The following is a 21,168-nucleotide window of genomic DNA, read 5'->3' on the forward strand; positions in this document are numbered from 1 at the left end:
AAAGGTTTACGACTGCTGCGCAGCCGAACGCAGCCTCGCAGGCTCGGCAGCTGCTACGAACAGGGTGGATCAGAGGCGGGGCATGACATCGCTCAAGTTCACTGCCCTGCCATTCGTCCAGAGACCTGCACAGCCGTAAGTTTTGATAGTAGCCAAAACGGCCTTATGGGTATTGGATGGTGATCATCAGCGTTGGTAATACCAAGCGCCGGAGCAGCGATCATGCCCAAGAAAGCGGTCAAGTCATTCAACGATGCCAAAGGCTTCGATCTGGTTGCGCCCAAGCAACAGGACGACAGGAAGAAACAGGAAAACAGTATTGCGAAAGAGCCCGGCAATGAAAAAGCCAATAGGCGGCATCAGCGCCCGTAGGCGCTGCCGAAGGCGGCTATCTTTTTGATTTCAGAGCCGTAGACCCGATCAGGAATCGCGACGCAGATCCGGCGGAATCGGCAAATCATCCTTCAGCGGATCCGGACGTTTGCCCTTGCCCGCGCGGTACTGGCGGATCTGATAGACGTAAGCCAATACCTGAGCCACCGCCAGATACAGCCCGCCTGGAATTTCCTGATCCAGTTCCGTGGAGTAGTAAATCGAACGCGCCAGGGCGGGCGATTCGAGTAACTGCACTTGGTTGGCCACGGCGATTTCGCGGATCTTCAAGGCCAGGAAGTCGCTACCCTTGGCGATCAGCATCGGCGCCCCGCCCTTCTCCGGATCGTACTTGAGCGCTACGGCGTAGTGGGTCGGGTTGGTGATGACCACGTCGGCGTCGGGGATCGCGGCCATCATTCGCCGCTGCGACATCTCGCGCTGCAATTGGCGAATGCGTTGCTTGACCTCCGGCCGCCCCTCTTGGTCCTTGTGTTCGTCACGCACTTCCTGCTTGGTCATCAGCAGCTTATTGTGGCTTTCCCAGAGCTGCACCGGCACGTCGACCAGCGCGATGATGATCAGCCCGCAAGCCATCCACAAAGTGCTCCAGCCGACCACTTGCAGGCTGTGAATGATCGCCATGTCCAACGGCTCATGGGCGATGCGCAGCAGATCGTCGATGTCTGACGACAAGACCGCCAACGCCACGAACAACACGATGAAAAACTTCGCCAGAGCCTTGAGCAACTCCACCAGCGCCTTGGTCGAGAACATCCGCTTCAGGCCCGCGAGGGGGTTCATGCGACTGAACTTGGGCGCCATGGAGCCGGCTGCAAACAGCCACCCCCCCAGGGAAATCGGGCCGATCAGCGAGGCCAACAGCAAGGTAATCATCAGCGGCTGAATCGCGTACAAGGCGATCTGCCCCGAGTGCAGCAGATAAGTCGCCATAAAGCGCTGATCCAGAATCACCTCTCGCGAGAGCGAGAAGTTCATGCGCATCAGCTCCATCAAATCCTGGGCCAGGGCGCCACCAAAAATCAGCAGCCCACCGGCGCCGGCGAGCATGACCGCCAGGGTGTTGAGCTCCTTGGAGCGCGCAATCTCGCCCTTCTCACGGGAGTCCTTTTTGCGTTTCTCCGTGGGGTCTTCTGTTTTGTCCTGACCGCTTTCGCTCTCAGCCATGACTCAGCGCGCCTGTGCCAGTTCGCGTAACAACTGCAAGGCCTCGACGGCCAGCGGTTGATACTGATTGAGAATGTCCGCCAGGCCGACCCAAACGATGAACAGCCCAAGTACCAGGGTCAGCGGGAAGCCGATCGAGAAGATGTTCAGCTGAGGTGCTGCCCGGGTCATCACGCCAAACGCAATGTTGACCACCAGCAACGCAGTGATCGCCGGCAACACCAGCAACAGCGCCGCACCGAATACCCAGCCGAGCTTGCCGGCCAGCTCCCAGAAATGATTGATCACCAAGCCACCACCGACCGGCAACGTGGTAAAGCTTTCGGTGAGGACCTCGAACACCACCAGATGGCCGTTCATCGACAGGAACAACAGCGTCACCAGCATGGTGAAGAACTGCCCGATCACCGCCACCGACACACCGTTCGTAGGGTCGACCATCGAAGCGAAACCCATGCCCATCTGGATCGCGACAATTTGCCCGGCGACCACGAACGCCTGGAAAAACAGCTGCAAGGAGAAGCCCAACACCGCGCCGATGATGATTTGCTCGGCGATCAGCAACAGCGCGCTCAGGTCCAGCGCATTGACCGCAGGCATGGGCGGCAGACCCGGCGCGATGACCACAGTAATCGCCAGCGCGAAGTACAAACGCACGCGCTTGGGCACCAGCGTCGTGCCGAAAATCGGCATGACCATCAGCAACGAGCCGATGCGAAACAGCGGCAACATGAACGTCGCCACCCAGGTGCTGATCTGCGTATCGGTCAGCTGCAGCAGCGACATGGCTTAACCGATGACCTGAGGAATGCTGTGGTACAGCTGCAGGATGTATTCCATGAATGTCTGCACCAGCCACGGGCCGGCAACGATCAGCGTCACCAGCATCACCAGCAGGCGCGGCAGGAAGCTCAGGGTCTGTTCGTTGATCTGGGTGGCCGCCTGGAACATTGCCACCAACAACCCCACCAGCAAGCTCGGAATCACCAGCACGGCGACCATCATGGTGGTCAGCCACAGCGCTTCGCGAAAGATGTCTACGGCAACTTCGGGCGTCATGGTGAAACACCGCCGAAGCTGCTGGCCAACGTGCCGATGATCAACGCCCAGCCATCCACCAGCACGAACAGCATGATTTTGAACGGCAGGGAAATGATCAGTGGCGAGAGCATCATCATACCCATCGCCATCAGCACACTGGCCACCACCAGGTCGATGATCAGGAACGGAATGAAGATCATGAAGCCAATCTGGAACGCGGTTTTCAGTTCCGAGGTCACGAACGCCGGCACCAGAATCGTCAGCGGCGCCTGATCCGGCGTAGCAATATCAGTGCGCTTGGACAGGCGCATGAACAGCTCCAGATCGCTGCTGCGAGTCTGGGCCAGCATGAAGTCCTTGATCGGCACCTGAGCCTTGGCGACTGCATCCTGAGCGGTGAGTTTCTCCGCCAGATACGGCTGCAAGGCATCCTGATTCACCCGATCGAACACCGGCGCCATGATAAACATGGTGAGGAACAGCGCCATACCGGTGAGGATCTGGTTCGACGGTGTCTGCTGCAAGCCCAGGGCCTGACGCAGGATCGAGAAAACGATGATGATCCGGGTGAAACTGGTCATCAGCATGACGAACGCCGGGATGAAACTCAGCGCAGTCATGATCAGCAGGATTTGCAGGCTGACCGAGTATTCCTGGGCACCATTGGCATTGGTGCCCAGGGTGATCGCCGGGATCGACAACGGATCGGCGGCGAACGCCAGTGGCGCAGCCAGCATCAGGGCCAGCGTCAAGACGATGCGTAACGCACCCATTACTTCTTATCCTTCTGATCCTTGCCAAGCATCTCCAACAGACGCTGGGCAAACTCCGGAGTCGCTTTCTCGTTTGTGCTCGGCACTTGTACCGGCTCCTTGAGCACATGCAACGCGGTGATGGTACCGGGGCTCAGGCCGAGCAGAATCTGTTCGTTGCCGACCTGTACCAGCATCAAACGGTCACGGGGGCCGAGGGCCCGGGAACCGATCAACTCGATCACTTGCCCCTTGCCGGCCGGCCCGGCCTGCTGGACCCGGCGCAGCAGCCAGGCGAGGAAGAAGATCAACCCCAGCACCAGCAGCAAGCCAAACACCAACTGCGTCAATTGCCCGGCCACACCGCTGCTGACGGCTGGCGCGGCGGCCGCTGTCGCAGCAGTCGTCACCGACTCGGCCGCCAGCACGCTGGATGGCAAGGCCAACAGAACCGCAAGAACCTTGTTCACTCAGCGCAGCTTCTTGATGCGTTCGCTTGGGCTGATCACGTCGGTCAGGCGGATGCCGAACTTTTCGTTGACCACTACCACTTCGCCGTGGGCGATGAGCGTGCCGTTGACCAGCACGTCCAGCGGCTCACCGGCCAGGCGATCGAGCTCGATCACCGAACCCTGGTTGAGTTGCAGCAGGTTGCGGATGTTGATGTCGGTGCTGCCGACTTCCATGGAAATCGACACCGGGATATCAAGGATCACGTCCAGGTTCGGACCGTCCAGCGTCACTGGATCGTTGTTCTTCGGCACGCTGCCGAACTCTTCCATCGGCAGACGGTTGGAGCCCGACGTACCGGCATCGGCCGCCAGCAGCGCATCAATGTCGGCCTGCCCGGCGTCACCGGTTTCTTCCAGGGCCGCAGCCCATTCGTCGGCCAGTGCCTGGTCGTCCTGGGCGTTCATATCGTCGTTCATCATTTGTCCTCGGCGGGCAACAATTCAGTTAAATGCGTAGGGGGTACGAGCGCCTGTCAGCGGCGCTCGATCGGCTCGATCACTTGCAACGCGAGGTTGCCTTTGTGCGAACCCATCTTGACCTTGAAGGCCGGCACGCCGTTGGCGCGCATGATCATTTCTTCCGGCATCTCGACCGGGATCACGTCGCCGGGCTGCATGTGCAGGATGTCGCGAAGGCGCAGCTGGCGGCGGGCAACGGTGGCACCGATCGGTACGTCGACGTCCAGCACGTCCTGGCGCAAGGCGTTGATCCAGCGTTCGTCCTGATCGTCGAGGTCCGACTGGAAGCCGGCATCGAGCATCTCGCGCACCGGCTCGATCATCGAATACGGCATGGTCACGTGCAGGTCGCCGCCACCGCCATCGAGTTCGATGTGGAACGTCGACACCACAATGGCTTCGCTCGGGCCGACGATGTTGGCCATGGCCGGGTTCACTTCCGAGTTGATGTACTCGAAGTTCACTTCCATGATCGCCTGCCAGGCTTCCTTCAAATCGACGAAAGCCTGCTCCAGCACCATGCGCACCACACGCAGTTCGGTGGGGGTGAATTCACGCCCTTCGATCTTCGCGTGACGGCCGTCGCCGCCGAAGAAGTTGTCCACCAGCTTGAACACCAGTTTGGCGTCGAGGATGAACAGCGCGGTGCCGCGCAGCGGTTTGATCTTGACCAGGTTGAGGCTGGTCGGCACGTACAGCGAGTGCACGTATTCGCCGAACTTCATCACCTGCACGCCACCGACGGCAACGTCCGCCGAGCGGCGCAGCATGTTGAACATGCTGATGCGGGTGTAGCGGGCGAAACGCTCGTTGATCATTTCCAGCGTCGGCATGCGTCCACGGACGATGCGATCCTGGCTGGTCAGGTCGTAGCTTTTGACACTGCCGGGTTCGGCAGCGTTATCGGTCTGTACCAGACCATCGTCGACGCCATGCAACAGCGCATCGATCTCATCCTGGGACAGCAGGTCCTGCACGGCCATGTCGTGTTCCTACTGCAGTACGAAATTAGTGAAAAGCAACTGTTCGATCACCACTTTGCCCAGCTCTTTCTGCGCCACTTCCTGAACGCTGGCCGTGGCTTTCTGACGCAACATCTCCTGGCCAACCGGGGTCGCCAGCGTGGCGAAATCCTGACCGGAAAACAGCATGACCAGGTTGTTGCGGATCACTGGCATGTGGACTTTGAGCGCCTCCAGATCAGCCTGATTACGCCCCTGCATGGTGATGCTCACCTGCATGTAGCGCTGACGGCCGTTCTGGGTGTAGTTGGCTACGAAGGCTGGAGCCATTGGCTCGAAGATCGCCGGCTGCTTGCCGACCACAGCGGTTTCAGCCGCGGCGGCAGGCTTGCTCTGGGCGCCGTGCATGAAGAACCAGGTCGCCCCCACGGACAAGCCGATCGCCAGCAGCAGGGCCACGACGATCACAATGATCAGCTTGATTTTGCCTTTGGTTGCGGGGTCTTTTACTACTGCTTCACTCTTCGCCATGCCAATAATCCGTCACTATTCGGGTTTTCACAGTCGCACGGCAAGGCAAGAGCAAGTGTTATGCCAGAAGTGTCTGGGGACATATGGGCGACAGCAGGCAGACACCGAAAATCAAAAGATCGCAGCCTTCGGCAGCTCCTACACCTGGATGGTGTACACCCTGTAGGAGCTGCCGAAGGCTGCGATCTTTTGAGGGGCGTCCTGATTTATCAGGCGTAGTAATCGACCGCGCTGGTGCCGATCACGCTGGTGGCGTTGGCGGCCACATCAGCGACCGTCGCAGGAAGCTCTTCATCCATCGAATCGAGTCGACCGCCACTGGCATTGGTGCGCCCGCCCTGCCCCTGTTGAGCCTGTTCCTGCCCCTGCCCCTGGCCCTGCCAGCCACGGGACTGATCGGAAACGTTGACGTCGACCTGGCCCATGCCCTGCTGCGCGAACATGTCCCGCAGGCGATGCATTTGCCCGTCGAGTGCTTCGCGAACGCTTGGGTGAGCGCTCATGAAGGTCACTTGGGTCTGCTGATCCGGAACCATGTTCACCCGAATATCGAGGCGTCCCAGTTCGGCCGGTTGCAACTGTATATCCGCCGCCTTGAGATTGGCGCTGGACAGGTACATGACCCGGTTGACCACCTCTTCGGTCCAACCGCTCTGATGCATGGCGATCGGTTGGTTCACCGGCAATGCATTGGCAGTCTTGGGTGTTGCTGCCTGGGTCAGAGCCGCCAGACGATTGGCGAAGTCATCGACACGGGTGTCGCTGCTGGCGGACTTGAGATCCTTGAGGCCGTCATCGATCAGGCCACTGAACGCCTTCTCGCCGCCCTGGCTGGTGCTGTCCTGATCGGCTTGCACGTCGAGCATGCTCGCCATGCCCGCGGCAAAAGTCTGTGCCGAGGTCAGCTCGCCGTCGACGTGAGCCTGAGTCGGCGCCGCTTTTGGCTGAGCCTGGCTGGCGGCCGAAACGTGCCCGCTCTGCTCCATCGCCATGCGCACGGCCGGCAGTGCATCGAGAGGATCGGCTTCGGGATCGAAATCAGGATCGGTGGTCGCAGCGGCTTGCGTCGCTGCCGTGGTAACGGCGGCCGCGACGGGTGTTTGAACGGTTGACTGCACGGCGGCGACAACCGGCGAGGTTTCCGGCACAGGGGCTGGCAGCACCGGCTGCACCACTTGCATCAACGCCGGATCAAGGGCTGGATCGACAGGCGCGCTATCGGCTATCGGCGTCGTCGGCTCAGCGGTATCGGGCGCGCCATCGTTAGCGGTCTTGTCATCGGTCTGCGCCGGTTTATCGGCGGGCAAGGATTTGCCGCTATCGGCAACCGTCGGTTCCTGGGCGGCAGACGAGTCGTTGCCCACGTCCTTTTTGCCAGTGTTGTCCGAGGCTTTGTCACGTACGGGTTTAGCCGATCCGTCCGCCGTAACCGAAGGCTTGTTCTGGGCCTGATTGGCGTAGACCTGAGCGAAGCTGGACGCCTTGTCCCCGGGCTCGGCCGTAGACGCCGGGGTATTGGCGGACGCGGCTTGAGTCTTGGCCGCAGCCGCGGCCTGAAGAAGAATGTTTGGGGTAACGGGCATGGAACGGTCTCCGCTGCACTGGGATCGTAGGTACAGTTGAGTGAGTTGACTGCAAGGGTCGAGCCAGCTTTGTTCGCTGGCCGCCAAAAGCGCCGGATGGTTAAGCTGTAATGCAATCCGTAGTGACTGGTGGTTGTCTTATTCAGCCAGGGAGCGCTGGCGCTCTGCCTCGAAAAGCGGTCGAACAATCGCGAATTCGCCGTCGATCTCTCCAACCAGCGCTTCTATGCCTTCGAGTTTTTTCTCTTTGGCTCGCTGTTCCAGTTCATGGCACAGCTCAGCCAGCCGAGTCGCGCCCATGTTGCTGCTGCTGCCCTTGAAACTGTGTGCCGTGGCACCTAACCGATCGGCATCGTCAGCCTTGCGCAGCAAGCTCAATCGCTCTTCGGAATCGCTGAGAAAGGTATCGAGCAATTCTGGATACCCGTCCTCCATAACTTCTTGCAACGCGCTCAGCACGTCGCGATCCAGATGTGTGTCGTCCACTTGTTCACTCCTTTGATCAAGAATGCCTGGGATTATGCCTGAGCCTCCCAGAAAAACTCCACGCGAGCACTGCGCCCATTATCGGACCAGCTCGCATGATGACTCAACTGTCGGATCAAACTGACGCCACGTCCCGACAAACGGACATCATCGACGGGACGCTCCATCACCCGTACCACATCGAAGCCCTTGCCACTGTCTTCGACTCGAACAGTCAGGCAACCGCCTTCGCCTTTTGGCGTCACCTGCAAATGTACGCGCACATAGCCGTCCTGCAATTCGTCCAGGCGCGCACTGCGCTGCTGATAATAACGCGCAAAACCCGAAGCATCGCGTTTGAGACTCGAATCCAGACCTAGCACGCCATGCTCCAGGGCATTGGAGTAAAGCTCTGCCAGCACGCTGTAGAGCGCACCACTCTGAGCGCGCAAGCCATGCACCTCAAACAGCAATTGCAACAGATACGGCAGCGGGTTGAAGCGTTTGAGGGTGGCGGCGCGGAACTCGAAACTTACCGACCAGTCGAGCGGGCTCGACTGGCCGCTGTCGGAATACACCAGCGCCGGCGGGCTCAGTTGCGCAGCTTCCAGCAGACGGACTTCAACCATGCTCACGTCATCGCGAGCCTCGCCGCGAAAGTCCCGCAGGGCCTGCTCGATTTCTTCGAACAGCGCATCAGGCTGACGATTGACTGCAAACACCTGCTCAAGTCGCTCGACACCAAACAACTGCTCATTGGCATCGCAGGTATCAATCACTCCGTCAGACAATAGGAACACCCGATCCCCGACGGCCATCGGGAACACCTCGGTGCGGTCATCGAAGATTTGCGGGCTCAGCACACCCAGCGGCAAGTGCCGTGCCGTGAGCGCTGTACGCTCGCCACTGGTGGCGTTGTGCAAATAGCCGTCCGGCATCCCGCCGTTCCAGACCTCCACCGACCCTCGCTGAAAGCTCAGGCGCAACAGGGTCGCGCAGCAGAACATGTCGACCGGCAGGATACGTTTGAGCTTGGCGTTCATCTCGCGCAGGGTTTCGGACAAACCATAACCCTTGGCGGTCATGCCATAGAAAACTTCGGCCAACGGCATGGCACCGACAGCGGCCGGCAAACCATGACCGGTGAAATCACCGAGCAACACATGCATGTCGCCGGCCGGGGTAAACGCGGCCAGCAACAGATCGCCGTTGAACAGCGCATAGGGCGATTGCAGATAACGGATATTCGGCGCATTCAGGCAACCGGAGTGGGCCACCTTGTCGAACACGGCTTTGGCCACTCGCTGTTCGTTGAGCAGGTAATCATGATGCCTGGCGATCAGGTCGCGCTGTTCCAGCACCGTGGCCTGCAAACGCCGCAAGCGGTCCATTGCCTTGATCTTGGCCGCAAGGATCACCTGGTTGTAAGGCTTTGCCAGAAAGTCGTCGCCCCCCGCCTCCAGACAACGAGCCAGGGCTTCGCTTTCGGTCAGCGACGTCAGAAAGATGATCGGCACCAGGGTTTCGCCGGCCAGCGCCTTGATCTGCTGCGCGGCCTCGAAGCCATCCATCACCGGCATCATGGCGTCCATCAGCACCAGGTGCGGCCGCTGCGAGCGAAACGCCTCGACCGCCTCGGCGCCATTACTGGCTGTCAGCACTTCATGCCCCTGACGACGGACAATAGTCGACAGCAGCATACGATCGGCCGCACTGTCTTCGGCGATCAGAATCGTCAGCGGCTCGAGCGGCTGCATGACAGTCAACTGATGTCGAACAGCTTGTCGAAGTTGGAGATGGCGAGGATTTTCTTCACATCGCTACTGCTGTTGACGACACGAATATCGGAGTTGTCGCCACCGGCGTGATCGCGCAGCAAAAGCAACATGCCAAGCGCCGAACTGTCGAGATAGGTGGCTTCCTTCAGATCTACGACGATGGACTCGGGTTTCTGGTTGAGTCGCTCGTAGGACTCACGAAACTCCTGATGACGACCGAAATCGAATCGCCCCTTAACCGAAATCGTCAACTTTTGCCCATCCGGGGATACTTCTGTAACGACTGACATTTCACGGCTTCCTTGTCATTGGCGAACGTACGTGTACAAGGTTTAGCACTTGCCGGGGGCTGGAGCAAGGTCAAAAGATCGCAGCCTTCGACAGCGTCTCCGGAATCAGGTTTGCATGCACCCGTGCAGGTGCTGCCGTAGGCTGCAATCCTTTGAGACCAACACTCAATACGAATCCTGACGCGGCAACCGCTGGGACAATTCATCCAGCAGCTTCTGCTCGCGCTTGTCTTCCAGTTGCCGTGCCTCATCCATGTAGCGCTGAACCAGTTTGCGCAAGCCTTCGACCCGGGCAAACGCCTGCTGCCAGGCTTCTCGGGCCTTGTTCAGATTGTTTTGATGCCAGTTCAGGCTCTGGCGCTGCTGGTCGATGGCCGTGCCCAATTGCGCGAGAAAACCCTGATAGCCCAGCAGCCACTGACCCGAAACGCCGCCGCTGCCGCGCACGATCCATTGTTCCTGGTAGTCGAGACGGAAGGCTTCGAGGTCGGCGAGTTTACTTTCTGCCAAACGAACCTGGCCCTGGAAGTGCCCCAGGCGCTGGACGGCGGTTTTCTCGGCCTTTTCAGCCATTTCCACCACGGGCGCCAGACGTGTTGCGCGACTCGGGGCCATGACCGGTTAACCGCCCGGCGCTGGCGCGAAGACCGACGCGAGATGGTTTTCGCTGGCGCCCATGCTGATGTTGTCGTTCAAGCCCTGACGCAGGTACATGGTCATGGCCGGTTGCAGATTGATCGCGGTATCGGTTTCCCGGTCCCCGCCGGGCACATAGGCGCCAACGCTGATCAGGTCGCGGCTCTGCTGATAGCGCGACCAGTATTGCTTGAACATCTGTGCGTGGTTCAAGTGCTTGATGCCGACCACCGATGGCATGACCCGGCTGATGGATGCCTCGATGTCGATGGCCGGGTAATGCCCTTCCTCGGCCAGACGCCGGGACAGCACGATGTGCCCGTCAAGCACGCCCCGCGCCGAGTCGGCGATCGGGTCCTGCTGGTCATCGCCTTCAGACAATACCGTGTAGAACGCAGTGATCGAACCGCCGCCCTTTTCGGCGTTACCGGCCCGCTCCACCAGTTTCGGCAACTTGGCAAACACCGACGGCGGATAGCCCTTGGTCGCCGGCGGTTCGCCGATGGCCAGGGCGATTTCCCGCTGGGCCTGGGCGAAACGGGTCAGGGAATCCATCAGCAACAGGACATTCTTGCCCTTGTCGCGAAAATACTCAGCGATCCGCGTGCAGTACATGGCAGCGCGCAGACGCATCAGCGGCGCATCGTCCGCCGGCGACGCCACCACCACTGAACGCTTTAGCCCCTCTTCACCGAGGATGTGTTCGATGAACTCTTTAACTTCTCGACCCCGCTCACCGATCAGCCCGACGACGATAATGTCGGCTTCGGTAAAGCGGGTCATCATGCCCAACAGCACACTCTTGCCGACGCCGGTACCGGCGAACAACCCGAGGCGCTGACCGCGACCGACCGTCAACAAACCGTTGATGCAGCGAATGCCCACGTCCAGCGGCTGGCTGATCGGGTCACGCTTGAGCGGGTTGATGGTCGGGCCGTCCATTGGCACCCAGTCTTCAGCCTTCATCCCGCCCTTGCCATCCAGCGCACGACCGGCGCCATCGAGCACCCGCCCGAGCATACTCATGCCCATCGGCAATCGACCGTTGTCCGCCAAGGGAACCACGCGTGCGCCTGGCGCAATGCCGGCGACGCTGCCGACCGGCATCAGAAAGACTTTGCTGCCGGAGAAGCCCATGACTTCGGCTTCGACCTGCACCGGGTGATAGCTGTCATCGTTGATGACCATGCAGCGGCTGCCCATGGCGGCGCGCAAGCCTTCGGCTTCGAGGGTCAGGCCGACCATGCGCAACAGGCGACCTTCGAGGATCGGCGCGCCAGCCAGCTCCGTGGCCTCGGCATAGCTGCCGAGGCGTTTGGCGAAGCTGGTGCGATCAAGGCGCATCGGGATCGTCCAGTTCCGGTTCGACCGGGGTGACGGCAGGCTTCTTGTCGATCGGCAATTCCAGGCTGAGGTCCGGCGCGGCCGGGTGCAACGCCTGATCGTGGAGTTGGTCGAACAGCTTGGCCATGACCTGGGTCACACGGGTTTCGATGGTCGCATCGATACGGCTGTGTTCGGTCTCGACCCGGCAACCGCCCGGCAACAAGGATTCGTCCTCGACGATGCGCCAGGTTTCTTCATGGCGCTCGCGCAGGGCTTTGACCTGTTCGAAATCCTGCGGGTTGACGTACAACCGCACATTGCCCACGCCCAGTGGCAAGAGCTTGAGCGCTTCACGCATGACGTGTTCGATCTGCGTCGAGTCGATGGCCAGCTCGCGCTGAATAACCTGTTTGGTGATGTGCTGCACAAGGTCGACCAGCGACTTTTCGATCTGGGTGTCCTGCTCGGCAATCGGTTCGAACAGGTTGGCCATCAGCTGTTCCAGGCCCGCGATCTTGGCCGTCAGGGCCACTTCGGCTTCCTGACGGACCTTGAGCGTGGTGCTGTGGAAACCTTCTTTCTCGCCAACCGCGAAGCCTTCGTTGTAGGCCTCCTGGCGAATGCTTTCGAGCTCTTCGAGGGTCAGTGGCTGGACTTCTTCCAGCGGCACTTCTTCCATTTCCGGCGGTTCGGGTTCCGGTTCCGGCTCGGGTTCCGGCACAAACGGGTCGAAGCTGGGCAGCGCCCAGACGTCGAAACCTGCGACGTCCTTGCCACGGATCAGGTCGGTCTGGGACTCATCATGTTTGGACGACATAGTGACCTTAGATCATCTCTTCGCCGCCCTTCCCGCCGAGAACGATTTCTCCGGCTTCGGCCATACGGCGGGCAATGGTGAGGATTTCTTTCTGCGCCGTTTCCACGTCGCTGACACGCACCGGGCCTTTGGCCTCGAGGTCGTCGCGCAACAGTTCGGCCGCTCGTTTGGACATGTTCTTGAAGATCTTTTCCTTGACGCCCTCGTCCGAGCCTTTGAGGGCCAGCACCAGGACGTCCGAGGACACCTCGCGCAACAGCGCCTGAATACCACGGTCGTCGACATCGGACAGGTTGTTGAACACGAACATGAGGTCTTCGATCTGACCGGACAGGTCTTCGTCGACTTCGCGTATCGAGTCCATCAGCTGACCTTCGATCGAGCTGTCGAGGAAGTTCATGATGTCTGCCGCGCGCTTGATGCCACCCAGGGTGGTACGCGAGGCATTCGAGTTGCCGGAGAACTGCTTCTCGAGAATCTGGTTGAGCTCTTTCAGGGCCGCCGGCTGCACGGTGTTCAGCGAAGACACACGCAGGATGATGTCCAGCCGCACCTTATGGTCGAAGTTGCCCAGCACTTCACCGGCCTGGTCCGGATCGAGGTACGCCACCACGATCGCCTGGATCTGCGGGTGCTCGTAACGGATCACGTCGGCGACGGCGCGCGGTTCCATCCACTTCAGGCTGTCGAGGCCACTGGTGTTGCCACCCAGCAAGATCCGGTCGATCAGGCCGTTGGCCTTGTCTTCGCCCAGGGCCTGGGTGAGCATTTTGCGCACGTAGTCATCGGAGCCGACGCCCAGGCTGGTCTGGTCGCCGACGATGTCGACGAACTCACTCATGACCTGTTCGACCTGCTCGCGGTGCACGTTACCCATCTGGGCCATGGCCACGCCCACACGCTGGACCTCTTTGGGCCCCATGTGGCGCAGCACTTGTGCGGCATCCGTAGAACCCAGGGACAGCAGCAGAATCGCGGCTTTATCAACCCGGGACAGTTTGGCGACAGCGGCTCGGTTATCACTCATCTGCGTTAATCCACTCTTTCACGACCTGGGCCACGCGACCCGGATCTTCTGCCACCAGACTCTTGATTGCGTTCAACTGTGCGTCATAGCCTTCGCTCGGGCTCGGCAGCAGGATGCTGGTCGGGCCACCGAGGCTGACGCGGTCGTTGGCCAGTTCGCCGTCCAGGCCGCCCATGCCACCGAGTTCCACGTCGCTGCCAAAGGCCGCGAGTTGCTTGCCTTTGCCGCCACCGGTGATGTTGTTGAGCACCGGACGCAGCACACCGAACACCAGCACCAGGATGAACAACACACCCAGCACTTGCTTGACGATGTCCCAGAACCACGGCTGGGAATAGAACGGAATATCGGCGATCACTTCACCGCGCTCGGCGGAGAACGGCATGTTGATCACGCTGACGCTGTCGCCACGGCTGGCGTCGAAACCGACCGCGTCCTGCACCAGGCGAGTGAAGCGCGCCAATTCATCGGCGCTCCACGGCGCACGGGTGGTTTCGCCATTGGCCGCGTTGACCTTGACCTGATCGTCCACCACCACCGACACCGACAGGCGATTCAAACGGCCCTGCTGTTGCTTGGTGTGGCTGATGGAACGGTCGAGTTCGAAGTTCTTGGTGGATTGTTGACGCTTGTCCGCCGGGTACGGCGCCAGCATCGGCTGACCGGTGGCCGGGTCCATGATTTGCTGACCGTTGGCATCGAGCAGTGGCTGGCCTGGCTGCACCATGCCGGCCGACGCGGTGGCGCCACCAGTGGTTTGCGGCGCCGAGGCAGGCGACGGCGGCTGGTTGCTCAAGGCACCCGGCACACCTTGCGGGCCATTGCTGGCGGTACGTTGTTCGTTGACCGACTGCTCGCTGCGCAACGCCGGTTGATCCGGGTTGAACTGCTCGGAAGTCGATTCGACGGCGCTGAAATCCACATCGGCCGAGACTTCGGCTTTATAGCGGTCGTTGCCCAGCACCGGTTGCAGGATGTTGTGCACGCGCTGAGTCAGCATGCTTTCCATGCGACGGCTGTAATCGAACTGCTTGCCGGCCATGGTCAGCTCGGAGTTTTCCGCCTGATCCGACAGCAGGTTGCCCTTCTGGTCGACGACGGTGATCTGCGATTTGCTCAGTTCGGGAACGCTGGTCGCCACCAGATTGATGATGGCGACGACCTGGCCTGGCTCCAGCGAGCGACCGGAATACAGTTCAACCAGAACCGAAGCGCTTGGCTTGCGCTCGTCACGCACGAACACCGAACTTTTCGGAATCGCCAGGTGCACGCGGGCACCCTTGACGTTGTTCAGGCTGGAAATGGTCCGGGCCAGTTCGCCTTCGAGGCCGCGACGATAACGGGTCGCTTCCATGAACTGACTGGTACCCAGCCCCTGTTCCTTGTCGAGAATCTCGAAACCGATGTTGCCGTCGCTGGGAGTGACACCAGCGGCCGCGAGCTTGAGCCGCGCACGGGACAGGTCATCGGCCTTGACCAGCAAGGCACCGGAATTCGGTTCGACGGTATAGGGAATGTCGGCGGCGGCCAGGGTTTCCATGACCTGTTTGGCGTCCATGCCGGCAAGGCTGCCGTATAGAGGCCGGTAGTCCGGCTGCTGGGACCACAACACGACGGCAAAACCAATCGCCACGCTCGCAGCCAGGCCGACCAACAGGCCCACCTGACGCAACATGGTCATCTCGGAGAGGTTTTCCAGGAAAGACAACCCGAACAACGGCGGTTTGCCGTCTATTGGAGTGGCCTTGGCCGGAACATTATCGGCGATTGCTTCTGCCATGACTCAATCTCGTCCTTAAACCGGCATCTGCATGATGTCTTGGTAAGCCTGAACCAGCTTGTTACGCACTTGGGTCAGTGCCTGAAAAGACACACTGGCCTTCTGTGAGGAAATCATCACGTCCGTCAGGTCGACGCCGCTTTTACCGATCTCAAAGGCACTGGCCAACTGATTGGATGCCTGCTGGGTGTCGTTCACTTTATTGACGGCCTGACCGAGCATGTCGGCAAAGCTGCTGCCACCCATTTCAGGAACTGCGGCAGTCGATTTCGGCGCAGACATGGCATCCATTTGCATGGCGCGCATATCCAGCATCAACCGGTTGAATTCAATACCTTGGCTCATGGTCTGCTCTCTTTGGCTACTCGCAATTTTTTGACACTCACTCGGCGAGTAGTGAGGTGTTAGCAACAAGGGTGCCAGCTCCGTGGCCGCTCTAAACAAAAGCTCTCATGTGCTTTTTTTGCCGACCGTTACGTGGCGAACAAATACGCTTCCACATCCATTCCGGCATCGCGCATCTGTGCCAGCTTGTAGCGTAAGGTGCGCGGGCTGATGCCCAGTCGCTCGGCGGCTTCCTTGCGACGACCGCGCTCGGAGCGCAAGGTGTCGATGATCATCTGGAACTCACGGCGCCGCAGGTCATCGCCGAGAGCGCCCGCCGATTCGGTGTCGACTTCCACTGCTCGTGCAGGCACCGGCGCCAATGCCGGCAATGGCGCACACGCCACAGGCCCGGCCAGGCAGAAATCCTGCGGCTGGATCAAACCGCCCTGTTGCAGAATCAAGGCACGTTGAATCGCGTTATCCAGCTCACGCACATTGCCCGGCCACGGATAGCCGATCAGGCACGCCTGCGCCTCAGGCGAAAGCCTTGCCGCGGCATGCTTCATTTTATTGACGTGTTTGGCCAGAAGGCGCTCGGCCAGCGGCAGGATGTCGGCGGTGCGCTCGCGCAGCGGACGCCAGGCCAACGGGAACACCGACAGGCGATAGTAAAGATCTTCGCGGAAACGCCCCGCCGCCACTTCACCGGCCAGGTCACGGTTAGTGGTAGCGACCACTCGAATATCCAGCATGATCGGCTTGCGTGCGCCGACTCGCTCGACTTCACGCTCCTGCAATACGCGCAGTAACTTGGCCTGTAGGCCGAGGGGCATTTCAGAAATTTCATCGAGCAGGATCGTCCCGCCATCGGCCTGCTCGAACTTGCCGGCCTGCGCCGCGATGGCGCCAGTGAACGAACCCTTCTCGTGACCGAACAAAGTGGCTTCAAGCATGTTGTCCGGAATCGCTGCGCAGTTGATCGCAATGAACGGCTGACTGGCGCGATGGGAGTGCTGATGGATGTAACGCGCCAGCACTTCCTTGCCGGTCCCGGACTCACCGGAGATCAACACCGTGGAATCACTGCGCGCCACCCGCGCAGCCAATTCCAGCAATTGCGCACTGGCCGGCTCGAACGCCACAGGCCCCTCGCTCTCGGTCGCGCCGAGATTGCCCAAGGCGTGACGCGCCACCAGGTCGAGCAAGGCTTTGGGCTCGAACGGCTTGACCAGGTAATCCGCCGCACCTTGACGCATGGCGTCGACCGCACGCTCGACCGCACCGTGAGCGGTCATCAACAACACCGGCAGTTGCGGCTGACGAGCCCGCAGCAATCCAAGCAGCTGATGACCGTCCATGCCCGGCATGTTGACGTCACTGACCACCAGGCTAAATGCCTCGGCGCCAACTGCAGCCAGCGCCTCTTCCGCCGAACCGACCGCCTTGTAATCGTGTCCGGCAAGTAACAGCGTATCGGCCAGTGCTTCCCGTAGCGCGCGATCATCCTCGACCAGTAAAACCTTGATGGTCATATCCTTCACTTCACTCCCTGAGCGCTGGGCTGCTCACCCGCGAAAAGCGGCAGGATCACCTGCGCGCAAGTGCCGCGACCCGGCCGCGAACGCAACTGCAATTCCCCCTGATGAGCACGGGCCACTGCCTTGACCACGGTCAGGCCCAGACCGGTACCGGTGGTTTTGGTGGTGAAAAACGGCTCGCCCAAACGTGCCAACACCTTCGTGTCGATACCACTGCCGCTGTCGCTGACCGATATGCGCAGGTTGTTGTCGCGGGTATACAGGTGAACCTTCAAACGGACGTTGCCGGCGCTGGCCTGAATGGCGTTTTCGATCAGATTGAGGATCGCTCCGACCAGCGTGTCGCGATTGCACAGCAACTCACCGGCATGACTGTCGCATTGCCAGCGCACCGGCAGATCCTGAACATGAGTCAGCGCCGCCGCCTGCAGCGACTGCATCAGCATTTTTGGGGTGACGCGATCGGTCAACGGCAGCTCACCGCGAGCGAACACCAGCATGTCGCGCACCTGGTGTTCCAGCTCATGCAGACGCTCTTTCAGGCGGCCGGCAAAACGCTGCTGCGTGGCGACCGGCAGTTCCTGCTCAGTCAAATGACTGGCATAGAGCAACGCGGCGGACAACGGCGTACGAATCTGATGGGCCAACGAGGCGACCATGCGACCGAGCGACGACAGGCGCTCATGGCGGGCCAGTTGATCTTGCAGATGACGGGTTTCAGTCAGGTCGTTGAGCAACACCAACTGACCGGGTTCGGCATCCAGCGAGCGGGTAGCGATCGACAGGCGTCGACCGTCCTTGAGGGAGATTTCGTGACCATCGTCTTCGCGCGGCGCAAAGCATCGCGCAATGACATGACGCCACAGCTCGCCTTCGAGGGGCAAGCCGAGCAACTCACACGCGGCGGGATTGGCTTCACGCACGATGCCTTGGGCGTCGATGACGATGACGCCGCCGGGCAATAGATCGAGGAGGTTTTGCAGCCGGTTGGCCAGACGCTCTTTTTCCGCCAGCTCCTGCATGCGCTGGGCGCTGACCACCGCCAGCTCACCCTTGAGCTCGGTGACCCGGGCTTCGAGCATGCTGTAGGAATCGGTCAATTGGCTCGACATCTGGTTGAACAGCGCAAACGCCTGCTCAAGGCCAAGCCGGCTTGCCTGCTCTACGGACGACGGTTGCCCCGAAACATCAGGGACAGGAGACATCTGGGCGGCTTGGGGCATTGTGCTCTCTCGCGTGGTTGACCGTCAGTTAAACGGAACGTTGCGAGGGATGTAGCAATACCCGTGCCTAAAAAAAACTGCCTATAAATGAAGGAGTTGAAAAACAGGCGTCAATCATCCGCCTGTTCATCACCATCACGACGACTCATGCCGTACTTGCGCATCTTCTCCACCAGGGTCGTGCGACGAATACGCAGCCGTTCGGCCGCCCGCGCCACAATGCCGTTGGCGTCATCCAGCGCCTGCTGAATCAACCCTTGCTCCAGACCGCCGAGGTAGTCCTTCAGGTCCAGGCCTTCCGGCGGCAGCAACGCATTGGCGGTGAAGTCCGGGGTATGACCGTTGATGGCCACCCGCTCTTCGAGATCACTGCGCAGGCTGTCGACCAACTGCTCGTCTTCGTCATCGACGTAGCGGAATTTCTTCGGCAACTCGACCACGCCGATCACCCCGTACGGGTGCATGATCGCCATGCGCTCCACCAGGTTGGCCAGCTCGCGAACGTTGCCCGGCCAGCCGTGACGGCACAGCGACATGATCGCCGCCGAGTTGAAACGGATCGAACCGCGCTTCTCGTGCTCCATGCGCGAGATCAACTCGTTCATCAGCAACGGAATGTCTTCGACGCGCTCACGCAACGGCGCCATCTCGATCGGGAACACGTTCAGGCGATAGTAGAGGTCTTCGCGGAACGTGCCGATCTCGATCATGCTTTCGAGATTCTTGTGGGTCGCCGCAATGATCCGCACATCGACGCTTTGGGTCTTGTTGCTGCCCACGCGCTCGAACGTGCGCTCCTGCAAGACGCGCAACAGCTTGACCTGCATCGGCAGCGGCATGTCGCCGATTTCGTCGAGGAACAGCGTACCGCCGTTGGCCAGCTCGAAACGCCCGGCACGGCTGGTGATCGCCCCGGTGAAGGCACCCTTCTCGTGACCGAACAATTCGCTTTCCAGCAACTCGGCCGGAATCGCCCCGCAGTTGACCGGAACGAACGGCGCTTCACGACGCTTGGAGTGGTAGTGCAGATTGCGCGCGACCACTTCCTTGCCAGTGCCGGACTCACCGAGGATCAGCACGCTGGCGTCGGTGTCGGCAACTTGCTGCATCATCTGACGGACGTGTTGAATCGCCCGGCTGGTGCCGACAAGGCTGCGGAAAAGATTCGGTTCACGGTGACGACCGCGCTCACGGGCCTGGTCATACATCTCGCGATAGACCTGGGCACGGTGCAGCGAATCGAGCAGTTTGCTGTAGCTGGGCGGCATTTCGAGCGTCGAAAGCACTCGGCGACGCTGGTCTTCCGGCAAGTCAATGGAAGAATTATCGCCCATTAACAAAACTGGAAGGAACTCATCCCAGGTTGAGAGTGTCTTTAACAGGCCCAAAAGTGCACCAGGAGCATTTACCGTCCCGATGAGGACACAGATTACTTCACGACTTGATGACAGAGAGCCGACCGCCTGCTGCCAGTCATGGCTGCCGCAGGGTAAATTTTCTTCGCCAAGAAAATTTAAAATCACCGCCAAATCGCGGCGGCGGACGCTATCGTCATCAATCAGCAGAATTTTGGTTTCACGCCACATGCAATAGCAACTTCCCTAGTCAACTCAATGCCCAAAATGAGGGGCAAGCTAGACGCTTGCAGACACGTTGTGCCTGTAGACGCCTGAAATCTGGAACCAGCCACTAGTTAAGTCAAAAAACCGTGCACAGTCAAATTTATGGCGCACTATGTTTGGATTAACTGAGGGTTAATTAACCAAACAGATGGTAAACCTTTGCCGCGTTCTGTGCTTGGTGGATCTGCGACATCTCGTCGACTATCGCTTGTCGCTCCCCCGTCGCCGCTTCCAGGAGCTGTTTATACACCCCCAGCAACTCCTCCAGGTTTTCGCGCAACGCGGTCTCGTCCACCGAAGCTTCACTCAAGACGTCTTCCATGCAGGAACGGCAAGCCAGGTCCAATTCACCGATGGCCTCCCAGTTACGCTCGGCCAATGCCTCGACCAGGGCGTCCCGGGTATGCTCGATTCGCTGCAATACAAGACTCATGGTGATCTCCTTAAAACTGGGGAGCAGGTGCGCCAATGGCATCCCAACCGTCTTTGACCGTGCGAAGCAGGTCGGCGACTTCGTCGAGGATTTTTGGATCGGTCCTGAGGTTGGCTTCCGCCAGACGCTTCATCATGTAAGCGTAGAGACTATCCAGCTCACTGACGGACTCCGCCTGCTTCTCCAGGTCCAGCCCCTCTCGCAAACCACCGATAATGCCGATGGCCTTGCCGATAAAAACACCCTTATTGGCGACGTCCTTGCGCTCCATGGCACCTTTGGCCTGAGCGATGCGATCCAGACCGCCTTCCATGAGCATTTGCACCAGACGATGAGGACTGGCCTCGGAAGTCTGGGCTTGCGCGCCAATCTTCTGGTACTGCCGAAGGGCTAACATCGGGTTCATGTTTACCTCATCCAAAACTCTGTGATTCGTATAATCAAGCTATCGACATAGCGTCAAAAATCTTTAATCCGAAACTAAAAAAGCCCGACAAGCGGAATCC

Annotated in this window: 24 protein-coding genes; 1 reads left to right on the plus strand and 23 read right to left on the minus strand. The window is 59.9% G+C overall.

Translation table 11 applies throughout. The features are described 5' to 3' along the window. Positions 1–222: 222 nt before the first annotated feature. Complete coding sequence (locus LOY36_RS20460) at positions 223–372, plus strand: hypothetical protein (RefSeq protein ID WP_019648112.1); 150 nt, start codon at positions 223–225, stop codon at positions 370–372. A 48-nt stretch (positions 373–420) separates the two neighbouring features. Here LOY36_RS20460 and flhB read toward each other — a convergent pair whose 3' ends face one another. The 23 genes from flhB to fliS form a co-directional block, all read right to left on the minus strand. Beyond that, positions 421–1,560 (minus strand): flagellar biosynthesis protein FlhB, encoded by a 1,140-nt coding sequence (gene flhB, locus LOY36_RS20465; RefSeq protein ID WP_019648111.1) that lies wholly within the window; start codon positions 1,558–1,560, stop codon positions 421–423. 3 nt (positions 1,561–1,563) lie between these two features. After that, positions 1,564–2,346, minus strand: a complete 783-nt coding sequence (gene fliR, locus LOY36_RS20470; protein WP_019648110.1) for a flagellar biosynthetic protein FliR — start codon at positions 2,344–2,346, stop codon at positions 1,564–1,566. Between the two features lie 3 nt (positions 2,347–2,349). After that, entirely contained in the window at positions 2,350–2,619 is a 270-nt protein-coding gene (fliQ, locus tag LOY36_RS20475; protein WP_007938648.1) for a flagellar biosynthesis protein FliQ, read from the minus strand. Next, entirely contained in the window at positions 2,616–3,374 is a 759-nt protein-coding gene (gene fliP / locus LOY36_RS20480; protein ID WP_007938646.1) for a flagellar type III secretion system pore protein FliP, read from the minus strand. Before fliP ends, fliQ begins: the two co-directional genes overlap by 4 nt. Beyond that, positions 3,374–3,823 carry a flagellar biosynthetic protein FliO gene (gene fliO, locus LOY36_RS20485; RefSeq protein ID WP_258670546.1) on the minus strand — a complete coding sequence of 150 codons (450 nt, stop codon included), beginning with the start codon at positions 3,821–3,823 and terminating at the stop codon, positions 3,374–3,376. The genes fliP and fliO overlap by 1 nt, the downstream gene beginning before the upstream one ends. Further along, complete coding sequence (fliN, locus tag LOY36_RS20490) at positions 3,824–4,282, minus strand: flagellar motor switch protein FliN (RefSeq protein ID WP_007938642.1); 459 nt, start codon at positions 4,280–4,282, stop codon at positions 3,824–3,826. 56 nt (positions 4,283–4,338) lie between these two features. Next, positions 4,339–5,307, minus strand: a complete 969-nt coding sequence (gene fliM / locus LOY36_RS20495) for a flagellar motor switch protein FliM (protein ID WP_007938639.1) — start codon at positions 5,305–5,307, stop codon at positions 4,339–4,341. Between the two features lie 9 nt (positions 5,308–5,316). Continuing rightward, positions 5,317–5,817 (minus strand): flagellar basal body-associated protein FliL, encoded by a 501-nt coding sequence (gene fliL, locus LOY36_RS20500; protein WP_019648109.1) that lies wholly within the window; start codon positions 5,815–5,817, stop codon positions 5,317–5,319. A 209-nt stretch (positions 5,818–6,026) separates the two neighbouring features. Continuing rightward, positions 6,027–7,400 (minus strand): flagellar hook-length control protein FliK, encoded by a 1,374-nt coding sequence (locus LOY36_RS20505; protein ID WP_258670550.1) that lies wholly within the window; start codon positions 7,398–7,400, stop codon positions 6,027–6,029. A gap of 138 nt (positions 7,401–7,538) precedes the next feature. Continuing rightward, on the minus strand, positions 7,539–7,886 hold the full coding sequence (locus tag LOY36_RS20510; protein ID WP_019579577.1) for an Hpt domain-containing protein: 348 nt from the start codon (positions 7,884–7,886) through the stop codon (positions 7,539–7,541). A gap of 32 nt (positions 7,887–7,918) precedes the next feature. Next, positions 7,919–9,622 (minus strand): SpoIIE family protein phosphatase, encoded by a 1,704-nt coding sequence (locus tag LOY36_RS20515; RefSeq protein WP_258670554.1) that lies wholly within the window; start codon positions 9,620–9,622, stop codon positions 7,919–7,921. Positions 9,623–9,627: 5 nt separating this feature from the next. Further along, on the minus strand, positions 9,628–9,933 hold the full coding sequence (locus LOY36_RS20520; protein WP_019648106.1) for an STAS domain-containing protein: 306 nt from the start codon (positions 9,931–9,933) through the stop codon (positions 9,628–9,630). Positions 9,934–10,098: 165 nt separating this feature from the next. Further along, entirely contained in the window at positions 10,099–10,548 is a 450-nt protein-coding gene (fliJ, locus tag LOY36_RS20525) for a flagellar export protein FliJ (RefSeq protein ID WP_026345699.1), read from the minus strand. 6 nt (positions 10,549–10,554) lie between these two features. Continuing rightward, a complete protein-coding gene (fliI, locus tag LOY36_RS20530) occupies positions 10,555–11,913 on the minus strand; it encodes a flagellar protein export ATPase FliI (RefSeq protein ID WP_019648104.1) in 1,359 nt (452 codons plus the stop codon). Next, positions 11,903–12,712 carry a flagellar assembly protein FliH gene (fliH, locus tag LOY36_RS20535; RefSeq protein WP_019648103.1) on the minus strand — a complete coding sequence of 270 codons (810 nt, stop codon included), beginning with the start codon at positions 12,710–12,712 and terminating at the stop codon, positions 11,903–11,905. Before fliH ends, fliI begins: the two co-directional genes overlap by 11 nt. 7 nt (positions 12,713–12,719) lie before the next feature. Next, positions 12,720–13,739: a flagellar motor switch protein FliG gene (gene fliG / locus LOY36_RS20540; protein ID WP_003184041.1), complete on the minus strand. Its 1,020-nt coding sequence runs from the start codon at positions 13,737–13,739 to the stop codon at positions 12,720–12,722. Continuing rightward, positions 13,732–15,519, minus strand: a complete 1,788-nt coding sequence (gene fliF, locus LOY36_RS20545; RefSeq protein ID WP_018925043.1) for a flagellar basal-body MS-ring/collar protein FliF — start codon at positions 15,517–15,519, stop codon at positions 13,732–13,734. The genes fliG and fliF overlap by 8 nt, the downstream gene beginning before the upstream one ends. 15 nt (positions 15,520–15,534) lie before the next feature. Then, complete coding sequence (gene fliE / locus LOY36_RS20550) at positions 15,535–15,864, minus strand: flagellar hook-basal body complex protein FliE (RefSeq protein WP_019648102.1); 330 nt, start codon at positions 15,862–15,864, stop codon at positions 15,535–15,537. 128 nt (positions 15,865–15,992) lie between these two features. Next, entirely contained in the window at positions 15,993–17,378 is a 1,386-nt protein-coding gene (locus LOY36_RS20555; protein ID WP_258670561.1) for a sigma-54 dependent transcriptional regulator, read from the minus strand. Positions 17,379–17,383: 5 nt separating this feature from the next. Further along, the gene (locus tag LOY36_RS20560; RefSeq protein WP_258674207.1) at positions 17,384–18,589 is read right to left on the minus strand and encodes a PAS domain-containing sensor histidine kinase; all 1,206 of its coding nucleotides are present in this window, start codon (positions 18,587–18,589) and stop codon (positions 17,384–17,386) included. A 128-nt stretch (positions 18,590–18,717) separates the two neighbouring features. After that, positions 18,718–20,193 carry a sigma-54 dependent transcriptional regulator gene (locus tag LOY36_RS20565; RefSeq protein ID WP_026345697.1) on the minus strand — a complete coding sequence of 492 codons (1,476 nt, stop codon included), beginning with the start codon at positions 20,191–20,193 and terminating at the stop codon, positions 18,718–18,720. Between the two features lie 172 nt (positions 20,194–20,365). After that, positions 20,366–20,662 (minus strand): hypothetical protein, encoded by a 297-nt coding sequence (locus LOY36_RS20570; protein ID WP_019648098.1) that lies wholly within the window; start codon positions 20,660–20,662, stop codon positions 20,366–20,368. A gap of 10 nt (positions 20,663–20,672) precedes the next feature. Continuing rightward, positions 20,673–21,068 carry a flagellar export chaperone FliS gene (fliS, locus tag LOY36_RS20575; RefSeq protein ID WP_018925037.1) on the minus strand — a complete coding sequence of 132 codons (396 nt, stop codon included), beginning with the start codon at positions 21,066–21,068 and terminating at the stop codon, positions 20,673–20,675. Positions 21,069–21,168: the final 100 nt, after the last annotated feature.

This window comes from Pseudomonas sp. B21-019 (assembly GCF_024749225.1).
Taxonomy (GTDB): Bacteria; Pseudomonadota; Gammaproteobacteria; order Pseudomonadales; family Pseudomonadaceae; genus Aquipseudomonas.

Excerpts from the sequence above, each read along its gene's own strand:
- fliG (WP_003184041.1), bottom strand. The coding sequence starts at position 13,739 with ATGAGTGATAACCGAGCCGCTGTCGCCAAACTGTCCCGGGTTGATAAA.
- LOY36_RS20505 (WP_258670550.1), bottom strand. The coding sequence starts at position 7,400 with ATGCCCGTTACCCCAAACATTCTTCTTCAGGCCGCGGCTGCGGCCAAG.
- fliM (WP_007938639.1), bottom strand. The coding sequence starts at position 5,307 with ATGGCCGTGCAGGACCTGCTGTCCCAGGATGAGATCGATGCGCTGTTG.
- LOY36_RS20460 (WP_019648112.1), top strand. The coding sequence starts at position 223 with ATGCCCAAGAAAGCGGTCAAGTCATTCAACGATGCCAAAGGCTTCGAT.
- fliE (WP_019648102.1), bottom strand. The coding sequence starts at position 15,864 with ATGAGCCAAGGTATTGAATTCAACCGGTTGATGCTGGATATGCGCGCC.
- LOY36_RS20515 (WP_258670554.1), bottom strand. The coding sequence starts at position 9,622 with ATGCAGCCGCTCGAGCCGCTGACGATTCTGATCGCCGAAGACAGTGCG.
- fliP (WP_007938646.1), bottom strand. The coding sequence starts at position 3,374 with ATGGGTGCGTTACGCATCGTCTTGACGCTGGCCCTGATGCTGGCTGCG.
- fliI (WP_019648104.1), bottom strand. The coding sequence starts at position 11,913 with ATGCGCCTTGATCGCACCAGCTTCGCCAAACGCCTCGGCAGCTATGCC.
- fliL (WP_019648109.1), bottom strand. The coding sequence starts at position 5,817 with ATGGCGAAGAGTGAAGCAGTAGTAAAAGACCCCGCAACCAAAGGCAAA.
- fliJ (WP_026345699.1), bottom strand. The coding sequence starts at position 10,548 with ATGGCCCCGAGTCGCGCAACACGTCTGGCGCCCGTGGTGGAAATGGCT.
- LOY36_RS20555 (WP_258670561.1), bottom strand. The coding sequence starts at position 17,378 with ATGACCATCAAGGTTTTACTGGTCGAGGATGATCGCGCGCTACGGGAA.
- fliR (WP_019648110.1), bottom strand. The coding sequence starts at position 2,346 with ATGTCGCTGCTGCAGCTGACCGATACGCAGATCAGCACCTGGGTGGCG.
- LOY36_RS20570 (WP_019648098.1), bottom strand. The coding sequence starts at position 20,662 with ATGAGTCTTGTATTGCAGCGAATCGAGCATACCCGGGACGCCCTGGTC.
- flhB (WP_019648111.1), bottom strand. The coding sequence starts at position 1,560 with ATGGCTGAGAGCGAAAGCGGTCAGGACAAAACAGAAGACCCCACGGAG.
- LOY36_RS20520 (WP_019648106.1), bottom strand. The coding sequence starts at position 9,933 with ATGTCAGTCGTTACAGAAGTATCCCCGGATGGGCAAAAGTTGACGATT.
- fliF (WP_018925043.1), bottom strand. The coding sequence starts at position 15,519 with ATGGCAGAAGCAATCGCCGATAATGTTCCGGCCAAGGCCACTCCAATA.
- LOY36_RS20560 (WP_258674207.1), bottom strand. The coding sequence starts at position 18,589 with ATGTCTCCTGTCCCTGATGTTTCGGGGCAACCGTCGTCCGTAGAGCAG.
- fliN (WP_007938642.1), bottom strand. The coding sequence starts at position 4,282 with ATGAACGACGATATGAACGCCCAGGACGACCAGGCACTGGCCGACGAA.
- fliH (WP_019648103.1), bottom strand. The coding sequence starts at position 12,712 with ATGTCGTCCAAACATGATGAGTCCCAGACCGACCTGATCCGTGGCAAG.
- LOY36_RS20565 (WP_026345697.1), bottom strand. The coding sequence starts at position 20,193 with ATGTGGCGTGAAACCAAAATTCTGCTGATTGATGACGATAGCGTCCGC.
- fliQ (WP_007938648.1), bottom strand. The coding sequence starts at position 2,619 with ATGACGCCCGAAGTTGCCGTAGACATCTTTCGCGAAGCGCTGTGGCTG.
- fliS (WP_018925037.1), bottom strand. The coding sequence starts at position 21,068 with ATGAACCCGATGTTAGCCCTTCGGCAGTACCAGAAGATTGGCGCGCAA.